The sequence below is a fragment of the Anaerobium acetethylicum genome, assembly GCF_900096945.1.
Lineage (GTDB): Bacteria > Bacillota > Clostridia > Lachnospirales > Lachnospiraceae > Anaerobium > Anaerobium acetethylicum.
On the sequence record NZ_FMKA01000001.1, the window covers coordinates 100,594 to 123,965 of the forward strand.

A 23,372-nucleotide genomic window follows, 5' to 3' on the forward strand; every position below is an offset into this window, starting at 1 on the left:
GGCAAACATGGGAACACATGTAAAAAACATTACACAGGAAGTAAAGAAAAATAAGGCGTTGTTTGTAATGCTGGCCCCAGCCGTGGTGATTGTACTGATATTTATGTATTTACCAATGAGCGGACTGGTTGTTGCATTTAAAAATTACAGATATGACCTTGGCGTATTCGGCAGCGAATGGAACGGACTGGCAAACTTTGCTTATATGTTCAATTCCGGAACCGGATGGCTGATTACACGGAATACGATTCTGTATAATGTACTCAATTTAATTACTTCACAGCTTATTTCAATCGTGATAGCAATCTTTATTACGGAGATCAACAAAAAACACTTTCAGAAGGTGACCCAGTCAATCATCTTTTTACCCTATTTTATATCATGGGTAATTGTAGGCGTATTTGTATATAATATCTTCAATTATGAAACAGGTATGCTGAATACGCTTCTTACTTCACTTGGCCTGGAGAAGATCAATGCATACTCGAAACCGGGCTTATGGCCATTCATCATCTGTGCATTCAATTCATGGAAATGGTGCGGATACAATTCGGTTATCTATATTGCAGCGATCACAGGCGTGGACGCGGAGATTTATGAAGCAGCCAGTATTGATGGAGCTAACATTTTCCAGCGTATTCGTTATATCACGGTTCCATGTATTAAGCCGACAATTATTACGATGCTGCTATTGCAGGTAGGGCGAATTCTTCGAGGCGATTTTGAGATGTTTTATCAGATAGTAGGCAATAATGGACAGCTGTTTAATGCTACCGATGTAATTGATACCTATGTATTCCGGTCCCTGTTACAGAATTCAAACATTGGAATGACTGCCGCAGCATCCTTGTATCAATCGGTATTGTGCCTGATTATCATTTTGATCGTGAATCGTGTCGTGAAAAAGATTGATGAAGATTATGCGCTGTTTTAGAAAGGAGCTGCAGATAAAATGAAAGAAAGCAAGACAAAGATCAAGGGCAGCAAGTCGACAAAAGCATTTAATGTGATCTGCTATACGGTTGTATCCATAGCAGCAATGGTTTGTCTGCTGCCGTTCATCATCCTGGTATCCGGATCATTTTCTTCAGAACAGGCAATTCGTTTTGAAGGCTATGGACTGCTTCCAAAGGAATTTACAACAGCAGCATATGAATTGATTTTTAAAGTTCCACAGACAGTCATCAAGGCATACGGAATCTCGATTTTCATTACGGCAGTGGGTACGATTTTCGGACTGATCCTGATTGCCATGACAGCTTATGTCATCAGCAGAAAAGACTTCAAGTATAGAAATGTATTTTCCTTTTTCTTCTATTTTACAACACTGTTTAATGGAGGTATGGTATGTACATACATTTTCTATATCCAGTATCTGCATTTGAAAGACAGCTTGTGGGCGCTGATACTGCCGGGGATGTTTAATGTCTTCTATTTATTGATCATGAGGACATTCGTATCGGCGATACCGACAGCATTGATTGAATCTGCCAAGATTGACGGAGCAGGCGAGTTCCGTACCTTCTTCAGCGTCATACTCCCGTTACTGAAATCCGGGATGGCTACCATAGGTATGTTTTTAGCTTTAGGCTACTGGAATGACTGGTACAATGCAATGCTCTATATCAACTCGGAGGATAAGTATCCTCTACAGTATATGTTATATAGTCTGCTTCAAAAGGCACAAGCCCTTGCAAATATTGCAGGACAGGCTAGTATCCCGGTTGCAGATCTTCCAAGCAACTCGCTGAAAATGGCAATGGCAGTAGTGGCAACAGGACCTATTATATTGGTATATCCATTTGTTCAGAAATACTTTGTAAAAGGTATTACAATCGGATCGGTAAAAGGTTGATCGGGCCGATTGCAAATAAAGAAGGAGGATTTAAAATGAAAAAGAATTTCTTAAAGAAAGTGCTTGGCGTGGCACTGTCAATGACCCTGGTTGCAGGAACACTTACCGGATGCGGATCCGGCCAGGAAACAAAGGAAACCCAGGAGAAAACGGAAACCGAGGGTGGAGCAGGGGCTCTGGATACTTCGGAAGAAGTAGAACTGGTGATGTATGTTGTCAGCGACCGTCCGGCAGGTCAGGATGCAGTAGATGAAAATCTGAACAAGCTGTTAAAAGAAAAACTGAACTGTACGTTGAAAATCAACTGGATCGGATGGGCTGAATATAGCAATAAATATCCATTGCTGTATTCTTCTGGTGAAGCCTTCGATATGGCCTATAGCGCAACATGGCTGAATTTTGCTTCCCTGGCAAATAAAGGTGCATTCAAGAGCCTTGACGAATTATGGCCGGCCTATGCTCCGAAAAACTTTGAAAAAGCAACTGATGCAGCAAAAATGCAGGCTACCATTGATGGACATTATTATTGCGTACCAACACTTCTTTCCACATATAACAATTATGGCCTGATTTACAGAACGGATATTATGGAAGGTACTGACTGGGATGGCAAGATGGAAACCTTCGAAGACGTCGAGAAATATTGTGACATTGTAAAAGCGACGCATCCAGAAATGGAACCGCTTGATATTTCAGCTTCCGGTCCGGAATGGCAGAATGTGTTCATGTTTGATCAGGGAATGTCCTATGTTACAAAAGGATTAAACAGCCTGCTTTATGATCCGGCAGAAGAGAAGCCTCAGGTAAAAGCTGTTTATGATGTAGAGGGACTCAAAGGCTTCCTGGAGATGATGACAAGATGGAATGAGAAAGGATATTTCTCAAAATCCGCATTATCCGATACGGACAGTGGAAAAACGGCGAATGGAAAAGCGGCAATCAAGATTCACAATATAGATTCATACCGCGATATTTCCGCACAGCATCCGGAATACAAATTTGCATTTTCTAATTTTGTAAAGGATATTGCACACCTTCCGTATACACAGGATTGTATGGTAATTTCCAATACATCTAAGAATCCGGAAAGAGCACTTGCATTCTGGGATCTGGTAACAAGTGATCAGGAAGTATACAATGCATTCTTCTACGGAATAGAAGGAACCAGTTATGAACTCAATGATAAAGGACAGTTCTCTATTACAGATCCAGATCTGTATACAACTTCTGCGATGTGGGCAGCAAGAACAGATGGTCTGAATCTTGAACAGGTTGGAACACCGGATGATTATCAGACTTCAATAGATCAGTATGAAAGCCAGATAGTGGACGGAAAAGGAAATGAAAAGTATACTGGATTTGTATTCGATACAACGGCAGTTGAAACAGAAGTTGCTACCTGCAATAACATATACCAGCAATATTTCTATCCATTAGTACTGGGCTATACAGACATCGATTCCGGTCTGGAAGAGTTTGAAAAACAGATGAAGGTTGCCGGTATTGAAAAAATCCAGGAAGAAGCACAGAGACAGCTTGATGAATATATAGCAGGACTTGAGTAATTATCAGACTGAATACTTTTAATAAAATCGGTATCGGACTATAATAGAATATAATGATACCAGGGTCAAAAGGTCATGTGCTTCATGCTTGCATGAAAAAACATGACTTTGGGACCCGCAAAAAATGAGAAAGTAGCCCGAATAGAGCGGATTTCGAATGTTTTAGGATTGTGGGAGCACAAAGTGCGGAACAATCCGTAGGTATCAGGGGGGAAAATACTTTTTGACCCCGACATCATATGACAAAAGGTATCGTTGCATATAACGGTACCTTTTGTTATATTAAGTGAAAAAAGAGTGATAAGTGAAAATATGAGATATAAACAATAATAAGAGATTATAGCAGGAGGTAATCATGAAAACTGAAATTTTTACAACAGCCGGTGATGGAACACAGCAGGAATGCGGCCATCAGACTATACTATTTACAGAAGACATGCAGGGCATGGAAAATAATGTGATAAACTTATACCCGGAAGCACGATTTGAGGTGTTTGAAGGGTTTGGAGGCGCAATTACGGATTCGGCAGCGTATGTATACTCGCTGATGAATGAGGAACAGAAAAAAACGTTGATAGAAACCTATTTTTCAGAAGAACAGATGAAATATGGCATTGTCAGGATTCACATGGACAGCTGCGATTTTTCGACGGAAATGTATGAAGCCATGTCTGATAAGGAAGACCTGGAGCTGAAAAGCTTTTCCTTTGAAAGGACAGAAAAATATATTCTTCCAATGCTGGAGGATGCACAGAAGGCGGCTGGAAAACCGCTGGAAATCATGCTGTCTCCATGGTCTCCGCCTGCATTTATGAAAACAAATGATTCAAGGAAATATGGAGGCTCACTGAAACAGGAGTATTATGGAATGTGGGCTGACTATCTTTGCAGATATATTGAGGAATTTCAGAAAAGGGGTTATAAGGTCCGGAGGATTTCCCTGCAGAATGAGCCGAAAGCCGCCCAGACCTGGGATTCCTGCATTTATACGGCCGCCCAGGAAAAAGAATTTCTGGAAGCGCATATGTATCCTGCATTGAAGTCCCGTGGGATGGGAGACATAGAAATATTTATCTGGGACCATAATAAAGAGCGGGTCTACGAACGCGTAAAAGAAATTGTGGATGACATGACGAAAGACATGGTTGCAGGAGTGGCATTCCATTGGTATAGCGGCGACCATTTCGAAGCGCTGGATCTGATACGAAGAGAATACCCGGATTTGAAAATGATCATATCAGAAAGCTGTATTGAATACAGTAAATTTGGTGTAACTGATGAGAGGAAAAACGCAGCCCGCCTTTCCCATGAGATTATCGGGGACCTGAATAACGGAATGACTGCATTTTACGACTGGAATCTTCTGCTGGATGAAACAGGCGGTCCTAACCATGTGGGGAATTTCTGCCACGCACCGTTTCTTTATGACAGGGAGAAGAAAATCCTGACGCCACAGTTAATCTTTCACCATTTTAACCATTTTTCTCATTATATTAAGAAAGGTGCAAGAAGGATCGGTTTCAGCAGGTATACTGATCTTCTGGATGTGACAGCTTTTGAAAATCCGGATGGAGAGCTGGTATTTGTCATCCTGAACCGGACGAAGCAGGCAATCCCTGTTGTGTTAAGGGTAGATGGAAAAATAGCGGAGCTGGAAGTGCAGCCGGAAGCAGTCTGTACGGGATGCATCAGCAACGATTAGGACCTGAATTTCGAGAAAGGAATGTGATTTTTTTATGTTTGATAAAGATTTTTTATGGGGGGCAGCGTCGGCTGCACATCAGATAGAAGGCGGGTTCCGGGATGATGGAAAAGGACTTGGAATCTGGGATTACTTTGAGCAGCAGAAGGGGCATATAAAGCATGGGGAAACCGCAGATGTCTCCTGCGACCATTACCACCGGTTCAGGGAAGATGTTGCGCTGATGAAGCAGATCGGACTAAAAAGCTATCGCTTCTCAATCAGCTGGCCCCGTGTCATGCCTCATGGAACGGGAAAAGTAAATGAAAAGGGACTGCAGTTTTATTCGGATCTGGTGGATGAATTGTTGGCGGCGGGCATTAAGCCCATGGTAACCCTGTACCATTGGAACCTTCCTTATGAACTCCATGAGAAGGGGGGCTGGAGAAACCCGGAAATTCCGTCGTGGTTTGAAGCATATACGAAGGCTGTAGTGGAACGGCTGTCTGATCGTGTAGAATACTGGATGACTTTCAATGAGCCCCAGCTTTTTGTGGGTGGCGGCTATCTGGGAGGATTTCATGCGCCATTTGAACTGAATGATACCAAAACGATGCTGGAGATCAGCAAGCATGTATTCCTGGCACATGGAAAAGCCGTATCTGTTATCCGCCAGATGGCAAAACGTCCATCTTTAGTGGGGCTGGCGCCAACTGGCCCTGTCTATCTGCCGAAGAACGATTCTGCCGAAGACATCGAGGATGCAAGACAGAAATCTTTTGCAGTTCATCCGGCTGCATTTGCATTCGGCAATGCATGGTGGGCAGATTCGATTTTCCTGGGCAGATTTCCAGAAGGGTCAGAAGAAATATTCGGAGATAAGATGATTCGTTTTACGCAGGAGGAATGGGCCGAGGTCTCACAGAAGCTGGATTTCTATGGCTTTAACGTATATCAGGCAGAAACGGCCTATCCGATACCAAAGGACGCCTATGATGAGTATGCTTATCAAGGCAGTCCGCATACCATGATGGATTGGAATGTTACCCCTGAAGTGATGTACTGGTCCTCGCGATTTCTGTACGACAGGTATCAGAAGCCGCTGATGATTACGGAAAACGGCATGGCAGGAATGGACTGGGAAGCGATAGACGGAAAAGTACATGATCCACAGAGAATCGATTTCCTGAACAGGTATCTTCTTCAACTTGAAAAGGCAGTTGATGAAGGGATTCCGATATTGGGTTATCAGTACTGGTCAATCATGGATAACTTTGAGTGGACCGAAGGTTTTGATAAGAGATTCGGCCTCATACACGTGGACTATCAGACATGTAAAAGAACACTGAAGGATTCGGCATATTGGTATAAAAAGGTGATTGAAAGTAACGGAGCCTCGTTGCATTCTATTTAAATAGGCAGGTGGAAAATGGAAAAGAACATAAGATTTGAAGAGCTTAAATACTTATTAGAAAACCTTTATGCATGCAACCAGATTCCTTTTCATATGTGTAATGCGAAGGATGAGATCATCATGCAGGCAGGTGAAAAGAATCACGATAAGGATCCTTTTTATACGGACACAGAACTTGTAAAAAAACTGCGGGAACAGAGCCGGGAATCTGCTTATCCGGTTTTGGAGATAGAAGATGCCATATTTATATATGGCGTATTTTGTGACGCACTGGAGAACTGTTATATATACGGGCCCATATCGTTGGAAAATCCATCCCTCTCAAAACTATTTGAATACCGGAAACGCCATGGAATTACGGGCAAGGATTTCAGCATTTTGCATGAATCATTCATGCAATTGGTAAATATATTGGCTGTTGCATTGTTTATGGTTACAGGCAGGATGATTGATAAGAAAATGATTATCGCGCAGAATGAAGGCAGCCTGAGTGACAGCCTGATAGGCGAAAGGGAAGTAAATCAATACAAGTTTGAGAAAGCGGAATTCGATATGGAACATCTGAGTTATCAATACGAGCAGCAGTACCTGACAGCTGTTGAAAACGGAGATGTTGAATTTTTCAAGAACACACTGCTGGATGAGCCAAAGGCACTTGAAAAGGTGGGGCTGCTTGCAAAAGACAGCAAAAAACAGATTGAGTACATGTGCGTTTCCTCTACCGTTCTTGTATCGCGCGCATCCATACGAGGCGGATTGAATCCTTCCATCGCATATGCATTGAGCGAGCTGTATCTGCAAAAGCTGGAGAACTGCAAAAATACCCGGGAGATTTTAAATCTGCACCGTACCATGCAGCTTGATTTCGTAACGAAAATTCGGGAACTGAAAGAACAAAAGCGTAAGGAAGACTATATCGAAGCCTGTAAAGACTATATTTATCAGCGGGTGCATTATCCGGTCCGGATTAAGGAAATTGCGGATATGCTTGGTATGAACCACAGTTATTTGTCGAAAAAGTTCAAAGAAAAAGAAGGGATGACGATCGTACAGTACAGCATTGATGCGAAGCTTCAGGCAGCGGCCAACATGCTGAAGTATTCGGATGCCAGTATTGCAGAAATAACAGATTACTTCTGCTTTGTTTCACAGAGCCGGTTTGGAAGCCAGTTCAAACAGAAATACGGTGTTACCCCTATGGTATATAGAAAAGAAAATAGAGTCATTGATTTTACTGAAAACAATAAAAATGTACATAAAAGCAAAAAATAGTATATAACAAAAAAGTCCTATCGCTTATTCTTACTATAAGCAATAGGACTTTTTGCTGTTTGAGAAATTAAGAATAAGAAACGTAGCTGTGAGGTAAGAGTATGAAAAGAGAATCGTTTAACCAGGGGTGGACCTATCACAAGGAAAACAAGCAGGAAATACAGACAGTCGATCTTCCCCATGACGCCATGATCCATGAGACGAGAAATCCAGAGAGTCCAGGGACTCATGCCAACGCCTATTTCCCGGGCGGCGTCTATATCTATGAAAAGACTTTTGAAGCGCCTGAACAGTGGAGAGAAAAAACGGTTTCATTCGAATTTGAAGGCGTATATAAAAATTCAACAGTCTTTATCAATGGAAAAGAAGCAGGCGGCAGGCCATATGGCTATGTACCGTTTACCGTGTGTGCTGACGGGCTGCTGAATTATGGAGGTAAGAATACCATCAGGGTCGTGGCAGACAACTCCAAACTGCCGAATTCCAGATGGTATTCCGGCGGCGGGATATACCGCCCGGTAAACCTGCTTGTCGGGAATAAGACCCATATCAGATGGCAGGGGATAAAAATCTCCACGCTGTCCTATGCGCCGGCAAAAATACAGGTGGAAGTGGAAGCCAGCGGTGGTGAAATCACTGTAGAGATTCTGTATGGAAACAAGGTCGTAGCGGAAGGAACGGGCTCATCCCTTGTTCTGGAAATACCGGCTGCGAAATTGTGGTCTGACGATGCACCCAATCGATACCAGTGCCGTGTGACATTGAAGGAAGATGGCCGGATTGTGGATGAAGGGACGGAAGACTTTGGAATCCGTCTGGTTGAATGGAGCGGGAAGGGGCTGTTTATCAATGGGAAGGAAACCCTGCTCCGAGGCTGCTGCATTCACCATGACAACGGGATTCTGGGTGCCTGCACTTACGCAGAAGCGGAGGAGCGCCGTGTCCGGATACTGAAGGAATCCGGCTATAACGCAATCCGCATGTCCCATCATCCTGCATCCAGGTCCCTTCTGGAGGCCTGTGACCGTTATGGGATGTATGTAATGGATGAGACGTTTGATATGTGGTACAATCATAAAAATAAATACGACTACGCTTCGGATTTTGACGAATGGTATCGGAAAGACATGAAGGCCATGGTGGATCAAGACTTCAACCATCCGAGCGTAATCATGTACTCGATCGGCAACGAGGTATCGGAGCCCTATCAGGAGCGAGGAGTGAAGCTGACAAAGGAGATGACTGAATACCTCCATTCCCTTGACAGGAACCGTGCGGTTACCGCCGGCATCAATCTGATGATCATCTCTCTGGCAAGCAAGGGGAAAGGAATCTATAAAGAAGAGGGTGGCCTCAGGGAAGAGAAAAAGGATTCGGGAAAGAAGAAGCAGGTTTCCGGCAGTCTCTTTTTTAATATCATGACATCCATGATCGGAACCGGTATGAACCGCATGGCGAACAGCAGGAAGGCAGATAAGGTGACGAGCCCCTGTCTGGATGCGCTGGATATAGCAGGATACAATTATGCCTCCGGCCGCTATCCGTTGGAAGGGAAGCAGCATCCGGACAGAATCGTGGTCGGCTCGGAAACGTTTCCACAGGATATCGCAAAGAACTGGAAGATGGTTAAGAAATATCCTTACCTGATCGGGGATTTCATGTGGACCGGGTGGGACTACATCGGCGAGGCTGCGATAGGATCCTGGAACTATCAGGGAGTCAGCATGCGGAATGTCCCTTATCCATGGCTGCTGGCAGACGTAGGTGCCATTGATATTATCGGAACCGTGGGCGCCCAGGCAAAATATGCTTCCACGGTATGGGGACTTGAAGAAAAGCCTTATATCGGCGTGCGCCCCGTGAACCATCCCGGCGTAAGGGTATCCAAAGCGGTGTGGCGCGGAACCAACGCCATGAACAGCTGGGCATGGAAGAACTGCGACGGCAACAAGGCAGAGGTAGAGGTCTATGCGGATGCTGCTAAGGTAGAGCTTTTTGTCAACGGTAGGTCTGTGGGCAGGAAAAAAATCAAAGAATACAAAGCTATGTTCAAAATCAGATACAAATCAGGCACCATTACCGCCGTTTCCTATGATGGTGCAGGCAGAGAAACCGGCAGAAGCGAGCTGAAGTCGGCATCTGGAAAGACCAGGATTGCAGCTGTTCCGGAAGAGAAGACGATTAAGGCTGGAGACATTGCATTTATTGATATCTCTATAGTAGGAGAAAACGGCATCGTAGAATGCAACGAAGACCACAAATTAAACGTGACAGTGAAGAATGGAGAATTGTTGGGATTTGGAAGTGCAAATCCTTGCACAGAAGAGCAGTTCGACAGCGGTGAATACACCACGTATTACGGCAGGGCGCTAGCAGCGGTAAGAAGCAAGGCAGCCGGTGAACTAGCCGTAGTGGTTTCTGGAGATCATCTTCCGGCAGTGGAAGTAAAGGTTGTGGTAACAAAATAAAGGATAGTCCCGGCCTGAAAGATTCGTGTGGAGGAAATAAGAAATGAATGAAAAGATAGATAAATTACTTAAGGGAGAAATGGAAAACCATATCATGCCTTTCCTATGGATACATGGGGAATCGGAAGAAACCTACCGCAGGATGGTGAAAGCCATCTATGAGGCAAACATCAGGGCATTCTGCGTGGAAGCCCGTCCGCACAAGGAATTCTGCAAGGAACAATGGTGGAAGGACATGGACATCATCCTGGATGAGGCGGAAAAGCGCAGCATGAAGGTATGGATTCTGGATGACAAGCATTTCCCTACGGGCTATGCGAACGGAGGCGTGGAAAAGGCGCCTATCGAGCAGAGGCGCCAGAACATCTTCCACAGGCAGATCAGGGTGACCGGCGGAAAAAAAATCCGCCTGAAGCTGAACAGATACATTCATCCGAAGAACAACTATGATCTAATGTCCTATATCATGCTGCTGTACGGCAACGAAATGCGTCTTCCGAAAAAATACGGCAAGGACGTGCTGCTGTCCTGTACGGCATATGGGAAACACGGTTACGTGGATCTGTCGGAGCATATCCAGAAAGGGATGCTGGAATGGGAAGCGGCGGAAGGAGAATGGACCATTGAAATCCTGAGCCTTTCCAACAATACAGGCATGCACCGCAGCTACATAAACATGATGGACCGGAAGTCCTGCCGCATCCAGATTGATGAGGTATATGAACCCCATTATGCCCACTACAAGGATAAATTCGGGACCGTTATTGCAGGCTTCTTCTCAGATGAACCGGAACTTGGCAACTACAATTACTGCAAGCATTATAATTATCTGGGAATCGAACAGGACCTTCCCTTCAGCCGGGAACTGGCAAAGATGCTGAAGGAAAAACTGGGTGCAGACTGGAAAAGCCAGCTGCCCCTCTTGTGGAATAACGATTATGACAGGGAAGTGGCAGCCCGCGTCCGCTACATCTATATGGACTGCGTCACAAGGCTGGTGGAAAAGGATTTCTCTCTTCAGATTGGCCAGTGGTGCAGGGAACGGGGAGTGGAATATATCGGCCATGTGATCGAGGATAACAACCAGCATGCACGCACTTCTACCAGCCTCGGACACTTTTTCCGCGGGCTGAAACATCAGACCATGGCGGGAATCGATGACATCGGCGGGCAGGTCTGTCCGGGAGGAGAAGACAGCCTGACGAAGAATATCATGGGGTATCAGAATGACGGGGAGTTCTATCATTATGCCCTCGGAAGACTGGGGGCATCCCTGGGAGCGCTGAATCCAAACATGAAGGGCCGCACCATGTGCGAGATTTTCGGCAATTATGGCTGGAGTGAAGGCGTGCGGCTGGAAAAATACCTGGTTGATCATTTTATGGTGCGGGGAATCAACTACTTTGTTCCTCATGCCTTTTCAAGCAAGGCATATCCGGACAAGGACTGCCCGCCCCATTTCTATGCCCACGGGAACAATCCCCAGTACCGTCATTTCGGGGAACTGATGAACTATACAAACCGCATCTGCAACCTGATCTCGGGGGGCCAGGAAGTTGTGCAGGCGGCCATCCTGTATCACGGCGAAGCGGAATGGACCGGGAAATGCATGCTCATGCAGAAGCCGGCAAGAATATTGGCGGACAATCAGATAGGCTTCCATTTCGTCCCAAGCGACGTGTTTTCAGAGCAGGAATTTTACAAGACAGAGTTAGGGAAGGTATTGACGGTTAACGGTAGGAAGCATCAGCTGCTTATCGTCCCGTATGCCCAGTTCATAACAAGCGAAGCTGCAGAAGGAATGATAAAGCTGCAGGAGGCAGGCTGTCCGGTTGTATTCATCGATGGACTTCCGGAGGGTATCTGTACCGGAGAGGAATTGCCGAAGCAAATTGCGGCATGCAAAGTTGTGTCCCTGGACAATCTGCTGGATTATCTGAAGCAGCAGAAGCTGGGGAATATCGTCATCCAGCCTGCAGATAACCGGATCCGCTGCATGCATTATCAGGGGGAAGAGGAAATCTTCTATCTGTTCAATGAAGGAAAAGAAATCTACAGCGGTACCCTGCAGCTGCCGGTTCACGGTCAGCTGTATGGGTATGATGCATGGAACAACAGTCTGTTCAGACTTGAGCCGGCGGATGGGGATGGAAAGGTAAAGGTCGAGATCGCGCCTTCCAAGAGCATGCTCATACTGAAAGGTGCGAGAGAAGGCCAGCAGCTGCCAGCGCCTGCTTCCGGGAAAGGAAGGAGACATGCACTGAAAAAGTTCAGACAGAGCGTATGCAGAAGCATAGATTATCCGAAGTTTACCAGTCATCATGATATTGAAAAGCTAGAAAGCTATCATCTTACTGATAAGAAATTTTCCGGATTTATCCGTTACGAAACAAGCATCATGCTGGAAAAGTTTCGTAAGGTACAGATTGAGATCACAGATGCTTACGAAGGCGTCGAGGTCTTTGTGAACGGACAGAGCGCAGGGATACAGGTGGTGCCTTCGTTTTTATTTGATATTACGGGGTTGTGCAGAACGGGCAAAAACGAAATCGCAATCGAGGTTGCCACGACTCTGGAACGGGAACGCGGGAATACAAAAAAAGGGGCAGCAACGGGAATTACCGGTGAGGTAAATATGATATTGGATTGAAAGCGCACCTGAGAAACTAAATAAGAATATGTCATAAGACCCTTCATTTCAAGCTAATTGAAAATGAAGGGTCTCTTTTTGGTTTTAGAAAGGAGCTATTTCTGTGTTTTGGGATAGAAAATCTCCAGGGGTACAATGATAATATTTGGTAAAAGCACGATAAAAACTGCTAAGTGTCGAATATCCTACACTTGCAGCAATCAACTCTATGGAGGAATGCCGCTGCTTCAACATTGTAGCGGCTTTTTCCATACGAAGACGCAGTATGAGCTGTGCAAAATTTTGTCCTGTATATTGAAGTACAATCCGGCTTATTTGTCGTTCGCTGTAATGGAAATGAGCAGCAACATCTGCTAGCGTTGTGGTGGCATAATGAGTCTGTATAAAAGCGAAAATAGCCGAGAATTCCTGCTTCCAGTGAAATTGTCCACTCTTTGGAAGCTTGGCAGTATTCTCATAGCCTCGAAGTAAAAGAATAAAGAATTCACTCATCAGAGCATTCATCATCTGAGAGCGGTAAGCTGTTTCAGCCAAATATTCATTGTATATACGACTAAGCAGTATTTTGATAGCAGTATCGCTATAGGTCTCAAACTGCAGATATGCGGTACGCTGTCCATCAAGAAGCGCCTTTTGGAAAAAGTTAGACATAAGATTTTCGGTATTTAATTGATTCCAGAAGACGTGATCAAATGTGCTGGAGCGGATTAAAAAAAACATAAGTATACAATCGTCGCGGTAGCAGGGGGAAGCGTGTATGACACCTGGTGCCACAATTAGAACTGTCCCCGGATTCATGTGCACGATTTCATCTGCAAAGTGGACAGTGCAATTGGGGGAGAGTGCATAATAGATTTCAAAGTAAGAATTCGAATGCCAGTGCGAAGGCATATATCGGAACATACGCTCAATGGAAATGTCGTGATCTGCTAAAATGTTGATTTCCTCATTCTGCTGCCGAAAATTGGAAAAAATGGAGTTTATTGCTTTCTCATCTCCTGGATCTGCGAGCGCACGGATTCCTATTTCTGTCAGTTTAATATCAGGATAGGGCAGGTCTGTATTTGAATTAAGGTTCTTAGTCTGTGTGAAATATGTCTTTGCCATCCAGCGAATGTACTGTGCCAACTCTTCAGGTGTAAGAATTTTCCCGTGAATATCCTTACGCATAGTATAATACTTTTTTAGCTGGAATTCAAAGCGGTCCAATGGAAGCTGTTCTAACTCTGTTATGTCCATAAAAATATCCTTTCTTTATATAAATTAATCTGAGTAATGTCTGAAAATGCGAATTCTATGACTTCTATTGTAAATGTTTTTTTTGCTTGTTGCAACTATAATAATAGTATCTTGAAAAGGCATCTTGCGATTGATTAAAGATCAAGAGTAAGAATAAAGGTAAGGAATACAAATAGAAGGAGATTAGAAAGATGAATGAATTTATGAAAAAGATATTTGATCGAAAAATCTTTGATTCAAAGATTAATTTGGTAAATACGCAGAAATCAGAGCAGGCCAGAAAAAGTCGCAAGAAAAATTAGGAGGAATTACAGATGACATACAACAGCATCAGGCCTGGCAAGACCTGGCTCGACACCAACGGAAAACCAATCCAGGCACACGGTTTCTCTGTCTTTTACAACGAGGAGGAGAAGCTTTACTACTGGTATGGCGAGAATAAAGAGAAATCAAAAGGAGGTCCATTCAATAAGGTTTGGCATTGGGGCGTACGCTGCTATGTATCCAGGGACTTTTATAACTGGGAGGACAAAGGGCTGATCATTCCGCCACAGCCGGATGATTTGCACTCACCGCTTCATCCGACCTACTGTATGGACCGCCCCCACATCATTTACTGTGAGAAGACGAAGAAGTATGTAGCATGGCTTAAAATTATGGCTGGGGAAGTAAGCCAGTTCATGACAATTATGCAGGCAGACTCTTTTATGGGACCATACGAATTTGTACATAAGATTTATAAACCACTAAAAATGGATGCTGGAGATTTTGCCCTTCATGTGGATAAGGAAACGAAGAAAGCCTATATCTTTTTCGAGCGGCCGCACTTTGAACTGATTACGGCGACCTTAAGTGATGATTATACAGAAGTGAACGGCGAGTTTTCGGAGCATTATGAGAATCTGCTTCCGCCGTACACAAGAGAAGCTCCGACTTTTTTTGAACATAATGGGAGAAAATACTTATTCACTTCCGGGACCAGTGGATATTTCCCAAATCCAAGCCAGGTGGCAGTGTTCGACGAATATCACGTAGAATACACAGATCTTGGGAATCCTCATGTTGGAGATGACACGAATACCTCATTCAATTCACAGATCACTTCTGTCATCAGGATTCCGGGAAAGGAGCTATATGTAGCTTGTGCAGACCGTTGGAAACCGGGGAAAATGGTAACCAAAATGGCACCACAAATTATCAACGGAATGAAGAAGCACTTCGCAGATTACAAGCCGAACCGGGAGCCGCTGGAAGCACAGCCACTTCCAGGAACGCTGCAGAAACATTCCGAGAATACAAAGAAATCGACTTATGTATGGCTCCCGATAGAGTGGGAGGGAGACAAACCTGTCATTCGCTGGAGGGATGAATGGCGAATGGAAGAGTTTGATTAATTGTGTTTGCATGTATTTCATTTAGAATAAAAACTTTGAAAAAATATATTTTTGTTCCAAAGGAAAAAGAATTAGTCTGACAGAAAATCAGAAAAAGGAAGTTAAATAATAAGTTTTCTTGGAATAAAAAACCTCCATTTGGCATATTTTTGCCGTCTGGAGGTTTTGTTTCAACTTTTTCAGAAGCGGAAGTCTAGTTTAATAAGCAACATCTCTCATTAATTCTTCAATAATCTCTTTGCAAGAGTTTATATCTTTAATAAGTTCTATTGCATTGGAAACACTGTTTATGCCGTTGTCAAGGTTGCCTTCCAACATTCCAGCTCTAATTCCTCCTATTGACCCCATTCTTTTATTTATTTCTTCACTTGAAGCTCCGTTTTGGTCCATGTTATACAGTTCTAATGAAAGTTTATGTGGTGTGGATCTCCATGCTGGCATCGCCTTAAATTCAACAAGATCTGTGGTTTTAGCATTTAGAATATCCTGCTTACTAATATCACTAGCTGGACATTCTTTTGAGGCAACAAAACGTGTCCCAATATAAACACCTTCTGCTCCTAAAATCATTGAAGCTTTTACACCTCTATTATCAACAATTCCACCTGCAGCGAGTACAGGTATATCGATTGCATCAGCAATCAATGGGACAATTGTCATGGTTCCAATCGCATGGACAGGCAATCCACCGCCCTCATCATAGCCGGTTGCAATGATAATATCTGCGCCAGCAGCTTCAATATTCATTGCTGATTCCACAGTAGGATTTAGATCTCGATAAATAATCGTAAATCCTTCATTCTTCAAATTTCTTACTTCTTCAGCTTCATTTCCTAAACTCATACCTAGTACAAGCAAATTCTTAATACCTTCTTCTCGTATAACTTGGAGAACTCTAGATGAAAAACCCTGAGTATCGCCCGGAAATGGTATAAAATACTGTACTGCAAAAGGCTTATCAGTAAGTTCTTTCGTCTTTCTGATTTCATGTCTCATGCGTTCAGCAGTTTCAACTGAATCTATTGTTAGGGTGGTCTGTCCTGCATTTGGACCTAATATTCCCATTCCACCTGCATTGGATACAGCCGCTGCTAATTCAGCAGAGGTAATCCAACTCATCGAAGCCTGAATGACAGGATATTTAATGTTTAGAATTTCTGTTACTCTGTTTTGATTCATTTTAATTCTCCTAATGTATATTTTTGTTAGCCTTAAAGGGTTCTCTTATTGTTGCGGATACTTGCAAGTTTCTTTTCATCCAGATTATCAATACCATTCTGAAGTGATTTCAATATCTTCTCCTTGTTTTCAAGAAAATTTCCACTTAAGTTCATCGCTATTGTGTGATGGGTAATCAGTCGGGCATCACATTCAAGATTCTCGAGGAAGACCTTTAGTTCCTCCATCATTTCTTTTTCTGAAAGCGGGTCGAATTCCCCACGTTTTGCTTCTTCTCCCAGTTCAGTACCAGGGAAAAGGGTAAGACCACCCGTACCCACAACTGTAGGATGGAGCTGATTAAAGATTTTGGCTGAATTTAATGCATGTTCATGGCTATGGGATCTGCCTGCCACACCATTTAAGAAGGTGAGCCAATAATCAATACCGGCTTCATCCAGTTTTTTTACCTGTTCTACGATGTCATTCGCATGATATCCTTTCTGAATGCGATCAAGAGTCCAGTCATCACCGCTCTCTACACCGATATTCACCTCTGTAATACCCATTTTCTTCAGTTCTTTCAGCTGTTCTACCGTTTTGTTTTTTATGTTTGTAACGCGGGCAGCCATCGTCATCACTTGCACGTTAGGAAGGTATTTGTGAATCACATCGCAAATTGCTTTGAGATGTTCAAAGCTAAGAACGAACGGATCAGCACCGACTAACTGAAGTCTTGTTGTATGCAAATCGTGCTGTGCAATCTCTTGAACATCTTCCTCAATCCATTCCATTGGTGACATACGAAATGGAACATCTACATACATCGTGCAGAACTTGCACTTGTTATGCGTGCAGCCTTGCGTAATTTCAAGAAGCGGAGAGGGGGGTTCATATGGGTTTCTATATAATGTTCCTGTATAATGCATAATTTTTTCTTCCTTTCTTACACGATAAACGCAGCAGCCAGTTCCTGAACAATTTCCTCACAGGAATCAATGCTCTTAATCAGACTGGATACATTGCTGACTGTATTGACGCTTGCATCCAGATCACCCTTGAACATTCCGTAGTAGAAGCTTCCTGGTGATGGATTCAGGTCTCCGTTCTTATTGGCAGCCAGTCCGTCTTTTCCAATTTTATGTGGTGTCGTCCTCCATTTTGAATATCCATTTGACTGAGTAAAAACGATATAGTCGTCTGGATGTGTGCTCAGGATATCTTGTTTCACCACATCTGCAGCACGGCATTCCTGGGATAGAATGAATCTGGTACCGACTAAAACACCTTCTGCACCGACTACCTGTGCTGCCCTTGCCATCTTTTCATTGACGATGCCGCCGGCTGCAAGCACCGGGATACGAACCGCATCAGACAAGAGTGCAGTCGCTGCAGTTGTGCCGGTTGATAAATATGGCATGCTGCCCCCCTCATCACATCCGGTTGCAACCAGAATATCAACGCCGGCTTTTTCTGCCTCAATTGCACCGCGTACAGTCGGATTTGCTTCCCTGAAGATAATGGTAAATCCTTCACTTTTCCATTTCCGTAATTCCTCTGTATCAACTACGCCGGCCACGACCATGATCATTACATTTTCTTCTTTCATCATTTCTATGACCGAAGCGCTGAATCCATATGGATCTACAACTTGTGGAAATACATTCACGCCAAACGGCTTGTCGGTAAGTTCTCTGGTTTTGCGGATCGCACTTCTCATTGCTTCTGTTGTTTCCTCAATTCCCTGTACAATCTCATCAGAACCGGCACTTGTACCAAGTACCCCAAGACCTCCGGCGTTTGAAACTGATGCTACCAGTTCGGGTGAAGTGATCCAAGCCATTGGTCCTTGAATGACTGGATCTTTAATGTTTAGTATTTCACATACTCTATTCATTTTATTACCTTCCTTTCAGCTAATTACTGGGGATTAATAACTCCATAATTGCCTTTGTTCAATTTATTTGATATACTGATTCTAACACGAACATTAAATTGTACAAGTACTGTAATATTTAATAGATACTATATAAAAGTATACTATTGTGTAAAGGATGGGCTTTCGATGAAAAATGAAACGATAATTGATAGTGAAGTTACATGTAGTTCCTCTTGTGGAATTAGTAAGATTCAGAAGATCTTTGCAGGGAAATGGAAAATCATGATTTTATGGACTCTTCATGAAAGAACCATGAGATTCGGAGAATTAAACAGAGCATTGGGCGATATTACCCAGTCGGCTCTTACAAAGCAGTTGCGAGAACTCGAGGCAGATGGCCTCGTAAAACGATATGTATATCGAGAGGTTCCACCAAGGGTAGAATACTCTCTTACAGAAACAGGTAATAATTTCGTTCCGCTTCTGGAGCAGATTAATACGTGGAGTCTGGAAAATCTATGATAATCGTACGGATTCAAATAGATCATGGCGACCATATGATTTTTGTGCAGAATCTGGCGGCGAAAATTGCGAAAGCGGAATATGGTCATTGTAGGACTTGTGTTTTCTGTTTTATGATGGCGTGGTTTGCGGACATGTTGGGCCATCTGGAAGCCAGAAAATAAAAAAACTCCATTTTAACAAAAGTTTAACACAATATTAACACTAAGGAACATTGGCAGCGTAAGATACGGTTATGAAAACAACAACAGCAACAAGAAAAGAAGCGAAAAAGCTTCTAATCAGCCAACTTAGTCGAAATATTGGAGGAGATAATAAATGAAGGCACAGGGAAAAAATATTGTAGTAACAGGTGGAGGAAATGGCGTTGGCAGGGAGCTGGCGCTGCTGCTTCTGTCAAAAGGGGCGAACGTATTTGCGGTAGACATCAGTGAGGAGGCACTGGAGGAGACTACTGAGATAGCAGGAAACAGCAGGCGGCTGTTTACCTATGTGGTCGATATTTCAAGCAAAGAAGAAGTATTCTCATTTGCTGAAAAAGTGCAAGCGGAGCATAAAAAAATTGATGGGATCATCAACAATGCAGGAATCATCCAGCCGTTTATTCCCCTGAATGAACTGAATATGGACCGTATAGACAGGGTCATGAATATCAATTTTTACGGAACCCTCTATATGATGAAAGCATTTCTGCCGCATCTGCTGAAGCGTCCGGAAGCCCATATCGTAAATGTCTCAAGCATGGGAGGATTCCTGCCGGTACCGGGACAGAGCGTATACGGAGCCTCCAAAGCCGCGGTAAAGCTGCTCTCAGAGGGCCTGTCGTCAGAGCTGGCAGATACGAATGTAGACGTATCCGTCGTAATTCCAGGGGGTATCGCTACGGCTATCAAAAAGAATTCGAATATCGCACATAATGTATCCGACGAAAGCAGCAGATCTCAAATGATTCTGACACCTGAGAAGGCTGCTGTGCTGATCATCAATGCAATGGAGAAAAAACGGCTTCGCACCTATATTGGAAAAGACTGCAATATTATGAACGCAATATACAAACTGAATCCCTTCTTTGCAATGCGCATGATCAATAAAGTCATGGCTGTCGGCGAGCATTAATCGGAAAGGGACGGTGGACTCAATATGAAAAAAATCTGTGTGATTACAGGCGGAGGCAGCGGTATGGGGCTTGCAACCGCCAGACTGATGGGAAAAGATCATTACATTATTATCTGCGGGAGAAGCGTAAAAAAGCTGGAAAATGCAGTACGCGAACTGCAGGAGGAAGGTATTGAAGCGGAAGCCTTTCCCTGCGATGTGTCAGATCATATAAGCGTGGAACGATTAGCAGATTATGCAAAGGGAAAAGGAAATGTGGCTGCTGTCGTTCATGCGGCAGGGATGTCGCCCCACATGGGAAATGCAGAGCAGATCATGGAGGTAAATGCATTAGGAACAATCCATGTCAACAATGCATTCTACCGGGTGATGGAAGAAGGCTCCTGCATGATCGATGTCTCCTCCATGTCGGCATATCTGACACCAAAACTCATTATGCCAAAAAGTTTATACAAATACAGTGTATCGGATCCGGAACTCTTTATGAAAAAGATTATGAAGCGGGTGGGGCTGTTCCCCAAAAAAGTCAGGGCAGGTGTTTCCTATGGAATTTCCAAACATTTTGTGATCTGGTTTGCGAAGCAGGATGCAGCAAGGTTCGGGGAAAAAGGGGTCAGGATCATTTCAGTATCACCGGGCAATTTCGAAACACCCATGGGCGAGCTGGAAAAGGAAGAGGCGGACGCATATACGAAATATTGCGCAATCAAGCGATTCGGCCACGTGGATGAAATAGCCGGCCTGTTCGCCTACTGCGCCGGTCCGGGTGCCGGCTATCTGACCGGCATTGACATCCTCTGTGACGGGGGGCTTGTGGCATCCGGAATAAATCCGCTGAAAAAACAGAGATAACGATATACCCATGTAGGTGAAAGGTATGTTAAAATGTAACTGTTCAGAAGCCCTGTTTCGCGAGGTGTTTTTATGCTGAGAAGGACGCAGAACTGAATAGCTGCAATTAGAAATATTCCTGGAGGCGAAGAAAATGATTACAATACTGGTAGTTGAAGACGATGAGAAGCTGAATTATATCGTATGCTCCTTTTTAAATGACAACGGATACCGTGCAATAAGCTGCAGAAATGCCATGGTGGCTTTTGACCGGATGCTTGAGGAGCCGGTCCAGATGATTATCTCCGATATTATGATGCCGGAAATGGACGGTTTCGCATTTGCCTCCGATATCAGGAAAAGTGATAAAAATATACCGATTCTATTCATGACGGCAAGGGACGATCTGTCCGCAAAGCAGAAGGGATACAGTATCGGAATCGATGATTATATGGTAAAACCAATCGAAATGGATGAACTGATTCTTCGGGTATCAGCGCTGCTGAGAAGGGCGAATATTGCGAATGAAAGAAAACTTACAGTGGGTTCCCTGGAATTGAACAAAGAGGAGACGACTGCTTATATTGATGGAGAGGAAGTTCCGCTTACAGTCAGGGAATTCAATGTTTTGTTTAAAATGCTGTCTTATCCGAAGAGAACATTTACCAGAATGCAGCTGATGAACGAGTTCTGGGGGTACGAAAGCGAAAGCAATCCACGCACGGTTGATGTTTCTATCACCAAGTTGAGAGATAAGATATCAGAATGCCCTTATGTGGAGATTGTGACAGTCCGCGGGCTTGGATATAAGGCGGTGATCAGGCAATGAGAATCCTGCATCGGGAACCTGAAGATCAAAGGATAACCCGGAAAAAATCTTTTTTGAAAGAATATCTGATTGTCCTGAGCGTCATGCTGGTGTCCTGCACAGGCGCTGTTCTGATGTTTAATGAATTTATGATTCGGAATGCGAGCCCATGGGTCATGGCTTTATGCATCAGCAGCTACGTATTGTTTATGGGGTTCATCGTCAGCCTCGCGACAAGATATATCATGCATACAGGATTTATAAAACCTGTGTCGGAAATCGGACGCGCGGCAAGAAAGGTGGCTGGGGGTGATTTTACAGTCAGAATCCGAAGCAAGCGCAGAGACGGGAAAAAAGATGAAATGGAAGTACTGATCGATGACTTCAACAAAATGGTAGAAGAAATTGCTACCATAGAAACACTGAAGGGAGATTTCATAGCGAATGTCTCCCATGAGATTAAGACTCCGCTGGCCATCATCCAGAGTTATGCGTCTGCCCTCAGGAAGGATGAACTTTCCAGACAGGAGAAAGATGAATACATTCAGACTATTATAGATGCTTCCAAAAGACTCTCAGGGCTCGTCAGTAACGTGCTACGGCTGAACAAGCTGGACAGCCAGGAAATTATAGAGATTGAACGTTTTTCATTGGATGAGCAGCTTCGGTGCTGCATTCTTGCCCTGGAAGAAAAGTTTGATGAGAAAATGATCGAGCTGGATGCGGAACTGGATGAAGTAGAGATTGCATCTGATTACAGCTTATTGGAAATCGTATGGAACAACCTGTTGACCAATGCAATCAAGTTTACGGAGCCTGGGGGAATGATAACGGTAGGATTGAAGCAGGAAGGAAATCTGGCTATTATAAAGATCAAAGACACAGGTTGCGGAATGGATGAAAATACTGCCAGGAGAGTATTCGACCGCTTTTACCAGGGTGACACTTCTCATTCCACAGAGGGGAACGGCTTAGGGCTTTCCCTTGTAAAAAGAGTGCTGGATCTTGTTGGGGGGAAGATTTCGGTTGTGAGTGAGGTTGGGGCAGGGACTACGTTTACAATAAGAATGGGCATATTTCAAAAAATGAAATGATTATGAATATCAAAAGCGAATTCATTTGGTTCAAAGGTATTAAGAAATGATATTGATAGTAAAGTTGTGCGTGAGTTTTTTGGACACGAAACATAAATATAACTTATAACAAGTATATATATATCATTAGGGAACAGAAGATTCAGGCGGTTGAGATGCTATTATACGATAAAAGATGATGTTATCTGGTATAATCAACAAAAAAACAGCGGCAAAAAAGACAAAGAAAAAACGTCTGAAAGCCAGTGATTATAAGGCTTTCAGACGTTTTATAAAATCTTATTAAAAACAATAATTTAAACAGCTCGTAGGGGAGTCGAACCCCTGTCTCAGCACTGAGAATGCCACATCTTGACCACTTGACCAACGAGCCATATTATAATAATTTGCTGTGCCGTTTTGAGCACTTGTTTATAATATTACTTT

General features: G+C 43.6%; 18 protein-coding genes and 1 tRNA gene. 14 read left to right on the forward strand and 5 right to left on the reverse strand.

Features of this window, described 5'->3' with window-relative positions:
* The first annotated feature begins 7 nt into the window (after positions 1–7).
* The 8 genes from BJR36_RS00435 (at position 8) to BJR36_RS00470 (ending at position 12,905) form a co-directional block, all read left to right on the forward strand.
* Positions 8–934, forward strand: coding sequence for an ABC transporter permease (locus BJR36_RS00435; RefSeq protein ID WP_091228572.1), 927 nt, complete (start codon positions 8–10; stop codon positions 932–934).
* A gap of 18 nt (positions 935–952) precedes the next feature.
* Positions 953–1,855 carry a carbohydrate ABC transporter permease gene (locus tag BJR36_RS00440; protein ID WP_091228576.1) on the forward strand — a complete coding sequence of 301 codons (903 nt, stop codon included), beginning with the start codon at positions 953–955 and terminating at the stop codon, positions 1,853–1,855.
* Positions 1,856–1,890: 35 nt separating this feature from the next.
* Positions 1,891–3,420: an ABC transporter substrate-binding protein gene (locus tag BJR36_RS00445; protein ID WP_091228579.1), complete on the forward strand. Its 1,530-nt coding sequence runs from the start codon at positions 1,891–1,893 to the stop codon at positions 3,418–3,420.
* A 355-nt stretch (positions 3,421–3,775) separates the two neighbouring features.
* Positions 3,776–5,122 carry a glycoside hydrolase family 30 protein gene (locus BJR36_RS00450; RefSeq protein ID WP_091228581.1) on the forward strand — a complete coding sequence of 449 codons (1,347 nt, stop codon included), beginning with the start codon at positions 3,776–3,778 and terminating at the stop codon, positions 5,120–5,122.
* A 34-nt stretch (positions 5,123–5,156) separates the two neighbouring features.
* Positions 5,157–6,515, forward strand: coding sequence for a GH1 family beta-glucosidase (locus BJR36_RS00455; protein ID WP_091228585.1), 1,359 nt, complete (start codon positions 5,157–5,159; stop codon positions 6,513–6,515).
* Positions 6,516–6,530: 15 nt separating this feature from the next.
* Positions 6,531–7,787: a helix-turn-helix domain-containing protein gene (locus BJR36_RS00460; protein ID WP_091228588.1), complete on the forward strand. Its 1,257-nt coding sequence runs from the start codon at positions 6,531–6,533 to the stop codon at positions 7,785–7,787.
* A 101-nt stretch (positions 7,788–7,888) separates the two neighbouring features.
* On the forward strand, positions 7,889–10,255 hold the full coding sequence (locus BJR36_RS00465) for a glycoside hydrolase family 2 TIM barrel-domain containing protein (protein ID WP_091228591.1): 2,367 nt from the start codon (positions 7,889–7,891) through the stop codon (positions 10,253–10,255).
* Between the two features lie 43 nt (positions 10,256–10,298).
* Positions 10,299–12,905, forward strand: a complete 2,607-nt coding sequence (locus tag BJR36_RS00470; RefSeq protein WP_091228594.1) for a hypothetical protein — start codon at positions 10,299–10,301, stop codon at positions 12,903–12,905.
* Between the two features lie 84 nt (positions 12,906–12,989).
* Here BJR36_RS00470 and BJR36_RS00475 read toward each other — a convergent pair whose 3' ends face one another.
* On the reverse strand, positions 12,990–14,144 hold the full coding sequence (locus BJR36_RS00475) for a helix-turn-helix domain-containing protein (RefSeq protein WP_091228598.1): 1,155 nt from the start codon (positions 14,142–14,144) through the stop codon (positions 12,990–12,992).
* 314 nt (positions 14,145–14,458) lie between these two features.
* On the opposite strand from BJR36_RS00475, the gene BJR36_RS00480 reads away from it, so the two are divergent.
* Complete coding sequence (locus BJR36_RS00480; protein ID WP_091228601.1) at positions 14,459–15,538, forward strand: family 43 glycosylhydrolase; 1,080 nt, start codon at positions 14,459–14,461, stop codon at positions 15,536–15,538.
* A 198-nt stretch (positions 15,539–15,736) separates the two neighbouring features.
* Here the strand turns inward: BJR36_RS00480 and BJR36_RS00485 are convergent, their stop codons facing one another.
* From BJR36_RS00485 to BJR36_RS00495, 3 genes are read right to left on the reverse strand one after another with little or no spacing between them, the layout of a single operon-like run.
* Entirely contained in the window at positions 15,737–16,717 is a 981-nt protein-coding gene (locus BJR36_RS00485; RefSeq protein WP_091228604.1) for an NAD(P)H-dependent flavin oxidoreductase, read from the reverse strand.
* Positions 16,718–16,749: 32 nt separating this feature from the next.
* Positions 16,750–17,625 (reverse strand): radical SAM protein, encoded by an 876-nt coding sequence (locus BJR36_RS00490; protein ID WP_091228606.1) that lies wholly within the window; start codon positions 17,623–17,625, stop codon positions 16,750–16,752.
* A gap of 17 nt (positions 17,626–17,642) precedes the next feature.
* On the reverse strand, positions 17,643–18,593 hold the full coding sequence (locus BJR36_RS00495; RefSeq protein WP_091228608.1) for an NAD(P)H-dependent flavin oxidoreductase: 951 nt from the start codon (positions 18,591–18,593) through the stop codon (positions 17,643–17,645).
* A 168-nt stretch (positions 18,594–18,761) separates the two neighbouring features.
* On the opposite strand from BJR36_RS00495, the gene BJR36_RS00500 reads away from it, so the two are divergent.
* From BJR36_RS00500 to BJR36_RS00520, 5 genes are all read left to right on the forward strand, one after another.
* Positions 18,762–19,097, forward strand: a complete 336-nt coding sequence (locus BJR36_RS00500; RefSeq protein ID WP_091228610.1) for a winged helix-turn-helix transcriptional regulator — start codon at positions 18,762–18,764, stop codon at positions 19,095–19,097.
* A 318-nt stretch (positions 19,098–19,415) separates the two neighbouring features.
* Positions 19,416–20,213 carry an SDR family NAD(P)-dependent oxidoreductase gene (locus BJR36_RS00505; RefSeq protein ID WP_091228612.1) on the forward strand — a complete coding sequence of 266 codons (798 nt, stop codon included), beginning with the start codon at positions 19,416–19,418 and terminating at the stop codon, positions 20,211–20,213.
* A gap of 24 nt (positions 20,214–20,237) precedes the next feature.
* Positions 20,238–21,065 (forward strand): SDR family oxidoreductase, encoded by an 828-nt coding sequence (locus BJR36_RS00510; protein ID WP_091228615.1) that lies wholly within the window; start codon positions 20,238–20,240, stop codon positions 21,063–21,065.
* 133 nt (positions 21,066–21,198) lie between these two features.
* Positions 21,199–21,873, forward strand: a complete 675-nt coding sequence (locus tag BJR36_RS00515; RefSeq protein ID WP_091228616.1) for a response regulator transcription factor — start codon at positions 21,199–21,201, stop codon at positions 21,871–21,873.
* Complete coding sequence (locus tag BJR36_RS00520; protein WP_091228618.1) at positions 21,870–22,946, forward strand: HAMP domain-containing sensor histidine kinase; 1,077 nt, start codon at positions 21,870–21,872, stop codon at positions 22,944–22,946. The genes BJR36_RS00515 and BJR36_RS00520 overlap by 4 nt, the downstream gene beginning before the upstream one ends.
* A gap of 301 nt (positions 22,947–23,247) precedes the next feature.
* Here BJR36_RS00520 and BJR36_RS00525 read toward each other — a convergent pair.
* Positions 23,248–23,319 (reverse strand) — tRNA-Glu (locus BJR36_RS00525).
* Positions 23,320–23,372: the final 53 nt, after the last annotated feature.

Coding starts and splice junctions, on each gene's coding strand:
- BJR36_RS00520 (WP_091228618.1), top strand. CDS start 21,870: ATGAGAATCCTGCATCGGGAACCTGAAGATCAAAGGATAACCCGGAAA.
- BJR36_RS00465 (WP_091228591.1), top strand. CDS start 7,889: ATGAAAAGAGAATCGTTTAACCAGGGGTGGACCTATCACAAGGAAAAC.
- BJR36_RS00450 (WP_091228581.1), top strand. CDS start 3,776: ATGAAAACTGAAATTTTTACAACAGCCGGTGATGGAACACAGCAGGAA.
- BJR36_RS00440 (WP_091228576.1), top strand. CDS start 953: ATGAAAGAAAGCAAGACAAAGATCAAGGGCAGCAAGTCGACAAAAGCA.
- BJR36_RS00490 (WP_091228606.1), bottom strand. CDS start 17,625: ATGCATTATACAGGAACATTATATAGAAACCCATATGAACCCCCCTCT.
- BJR36_RS00435 (WP_091228572.1), top strand. CDS start 8: ATGGGAACACATGTAAAAAACATTACACAGGAAGTAAAGAAAAATAAG.
- BJR36_RS00510 (WP_091228615.1), top strand. CDS start 20,238: ATGAAAAAAATCTGTGTGATTACAGGCGGAGGCAGCGGTATGGGGCTT.
- BJR36_RS00475 (WP_091228598.1), bottom strand. CDS start 14,144: ATGGACATAACAGAGTTAGAACAGCTTCCATTGGACCGCTTTGAATTC.
- BJR36_RS00480 (WP_091228601.1), top strand. CDS start 14,459: ATGACATACAACAGCATCAGGCCTGGCAAGACCTGGCTCGACACCAAC.
- BJR36_RS00460 (WP_091228588.1), top strand. CDS start 6,531: ATGGAAAAGAACATAAGATTTGAAGAGCTTAAATACTTATTAGAAAAC.
- BJR36_RS00515 (WP_091228616.1), top strand. CDS start 21,199: ATGATTACAATACTGGTAGTTGAAGACGATGAGAAGCTGAATTATATC.
- BJR36_RS00500 (WP_091228610.1), top strand. CDS start 18,762: ATGAAAAATGAAACGATAATTGATAGTGAAGTTACATGTAGTTCCTCT.
- BJR36_RS00445 (WP_091228579.1), top strand. CDS start 1,891: ATGAAAAAGAATTTCTTAAAGAAAGTGCTTGGCGTGGCACTGTCAATG.
- BJR36_RS00470 (WP_091228594.1), top strand. CDS start 10,299: ATGAATGAAAAGATAGATAAATTACTTAAGGGAGAAATGGAAAACCAT.
- BJR36_RS00505 (WP_091228612.1), top strand. CDS start 19,416: ATGAAGGCACAGGGAAAAAATATTGTAGTAACAGGTGGAGGAAATGGC.
- BJR36_RS00485 (WP_091228604.1), bottom strand. CDS start 16,717: ATGAATCAAAACAGAGTAACAGAAATTCTAAACATTAAATATCCTGTC.
- BJR36_RS00495 (WP_091228608.1), bottom strand. CDS start 18,593: ATGAATAGAGTATGTGAAATACTAAACATTAAAGATCCAGTCATTCAA.
- BJR36_RS00455 (WP_091228585.1), top strand. CDS start 5,157: ATGTTTGATAAAGATTTTTTATGGGGGGCAGCGTCGGCTGCACATCAG.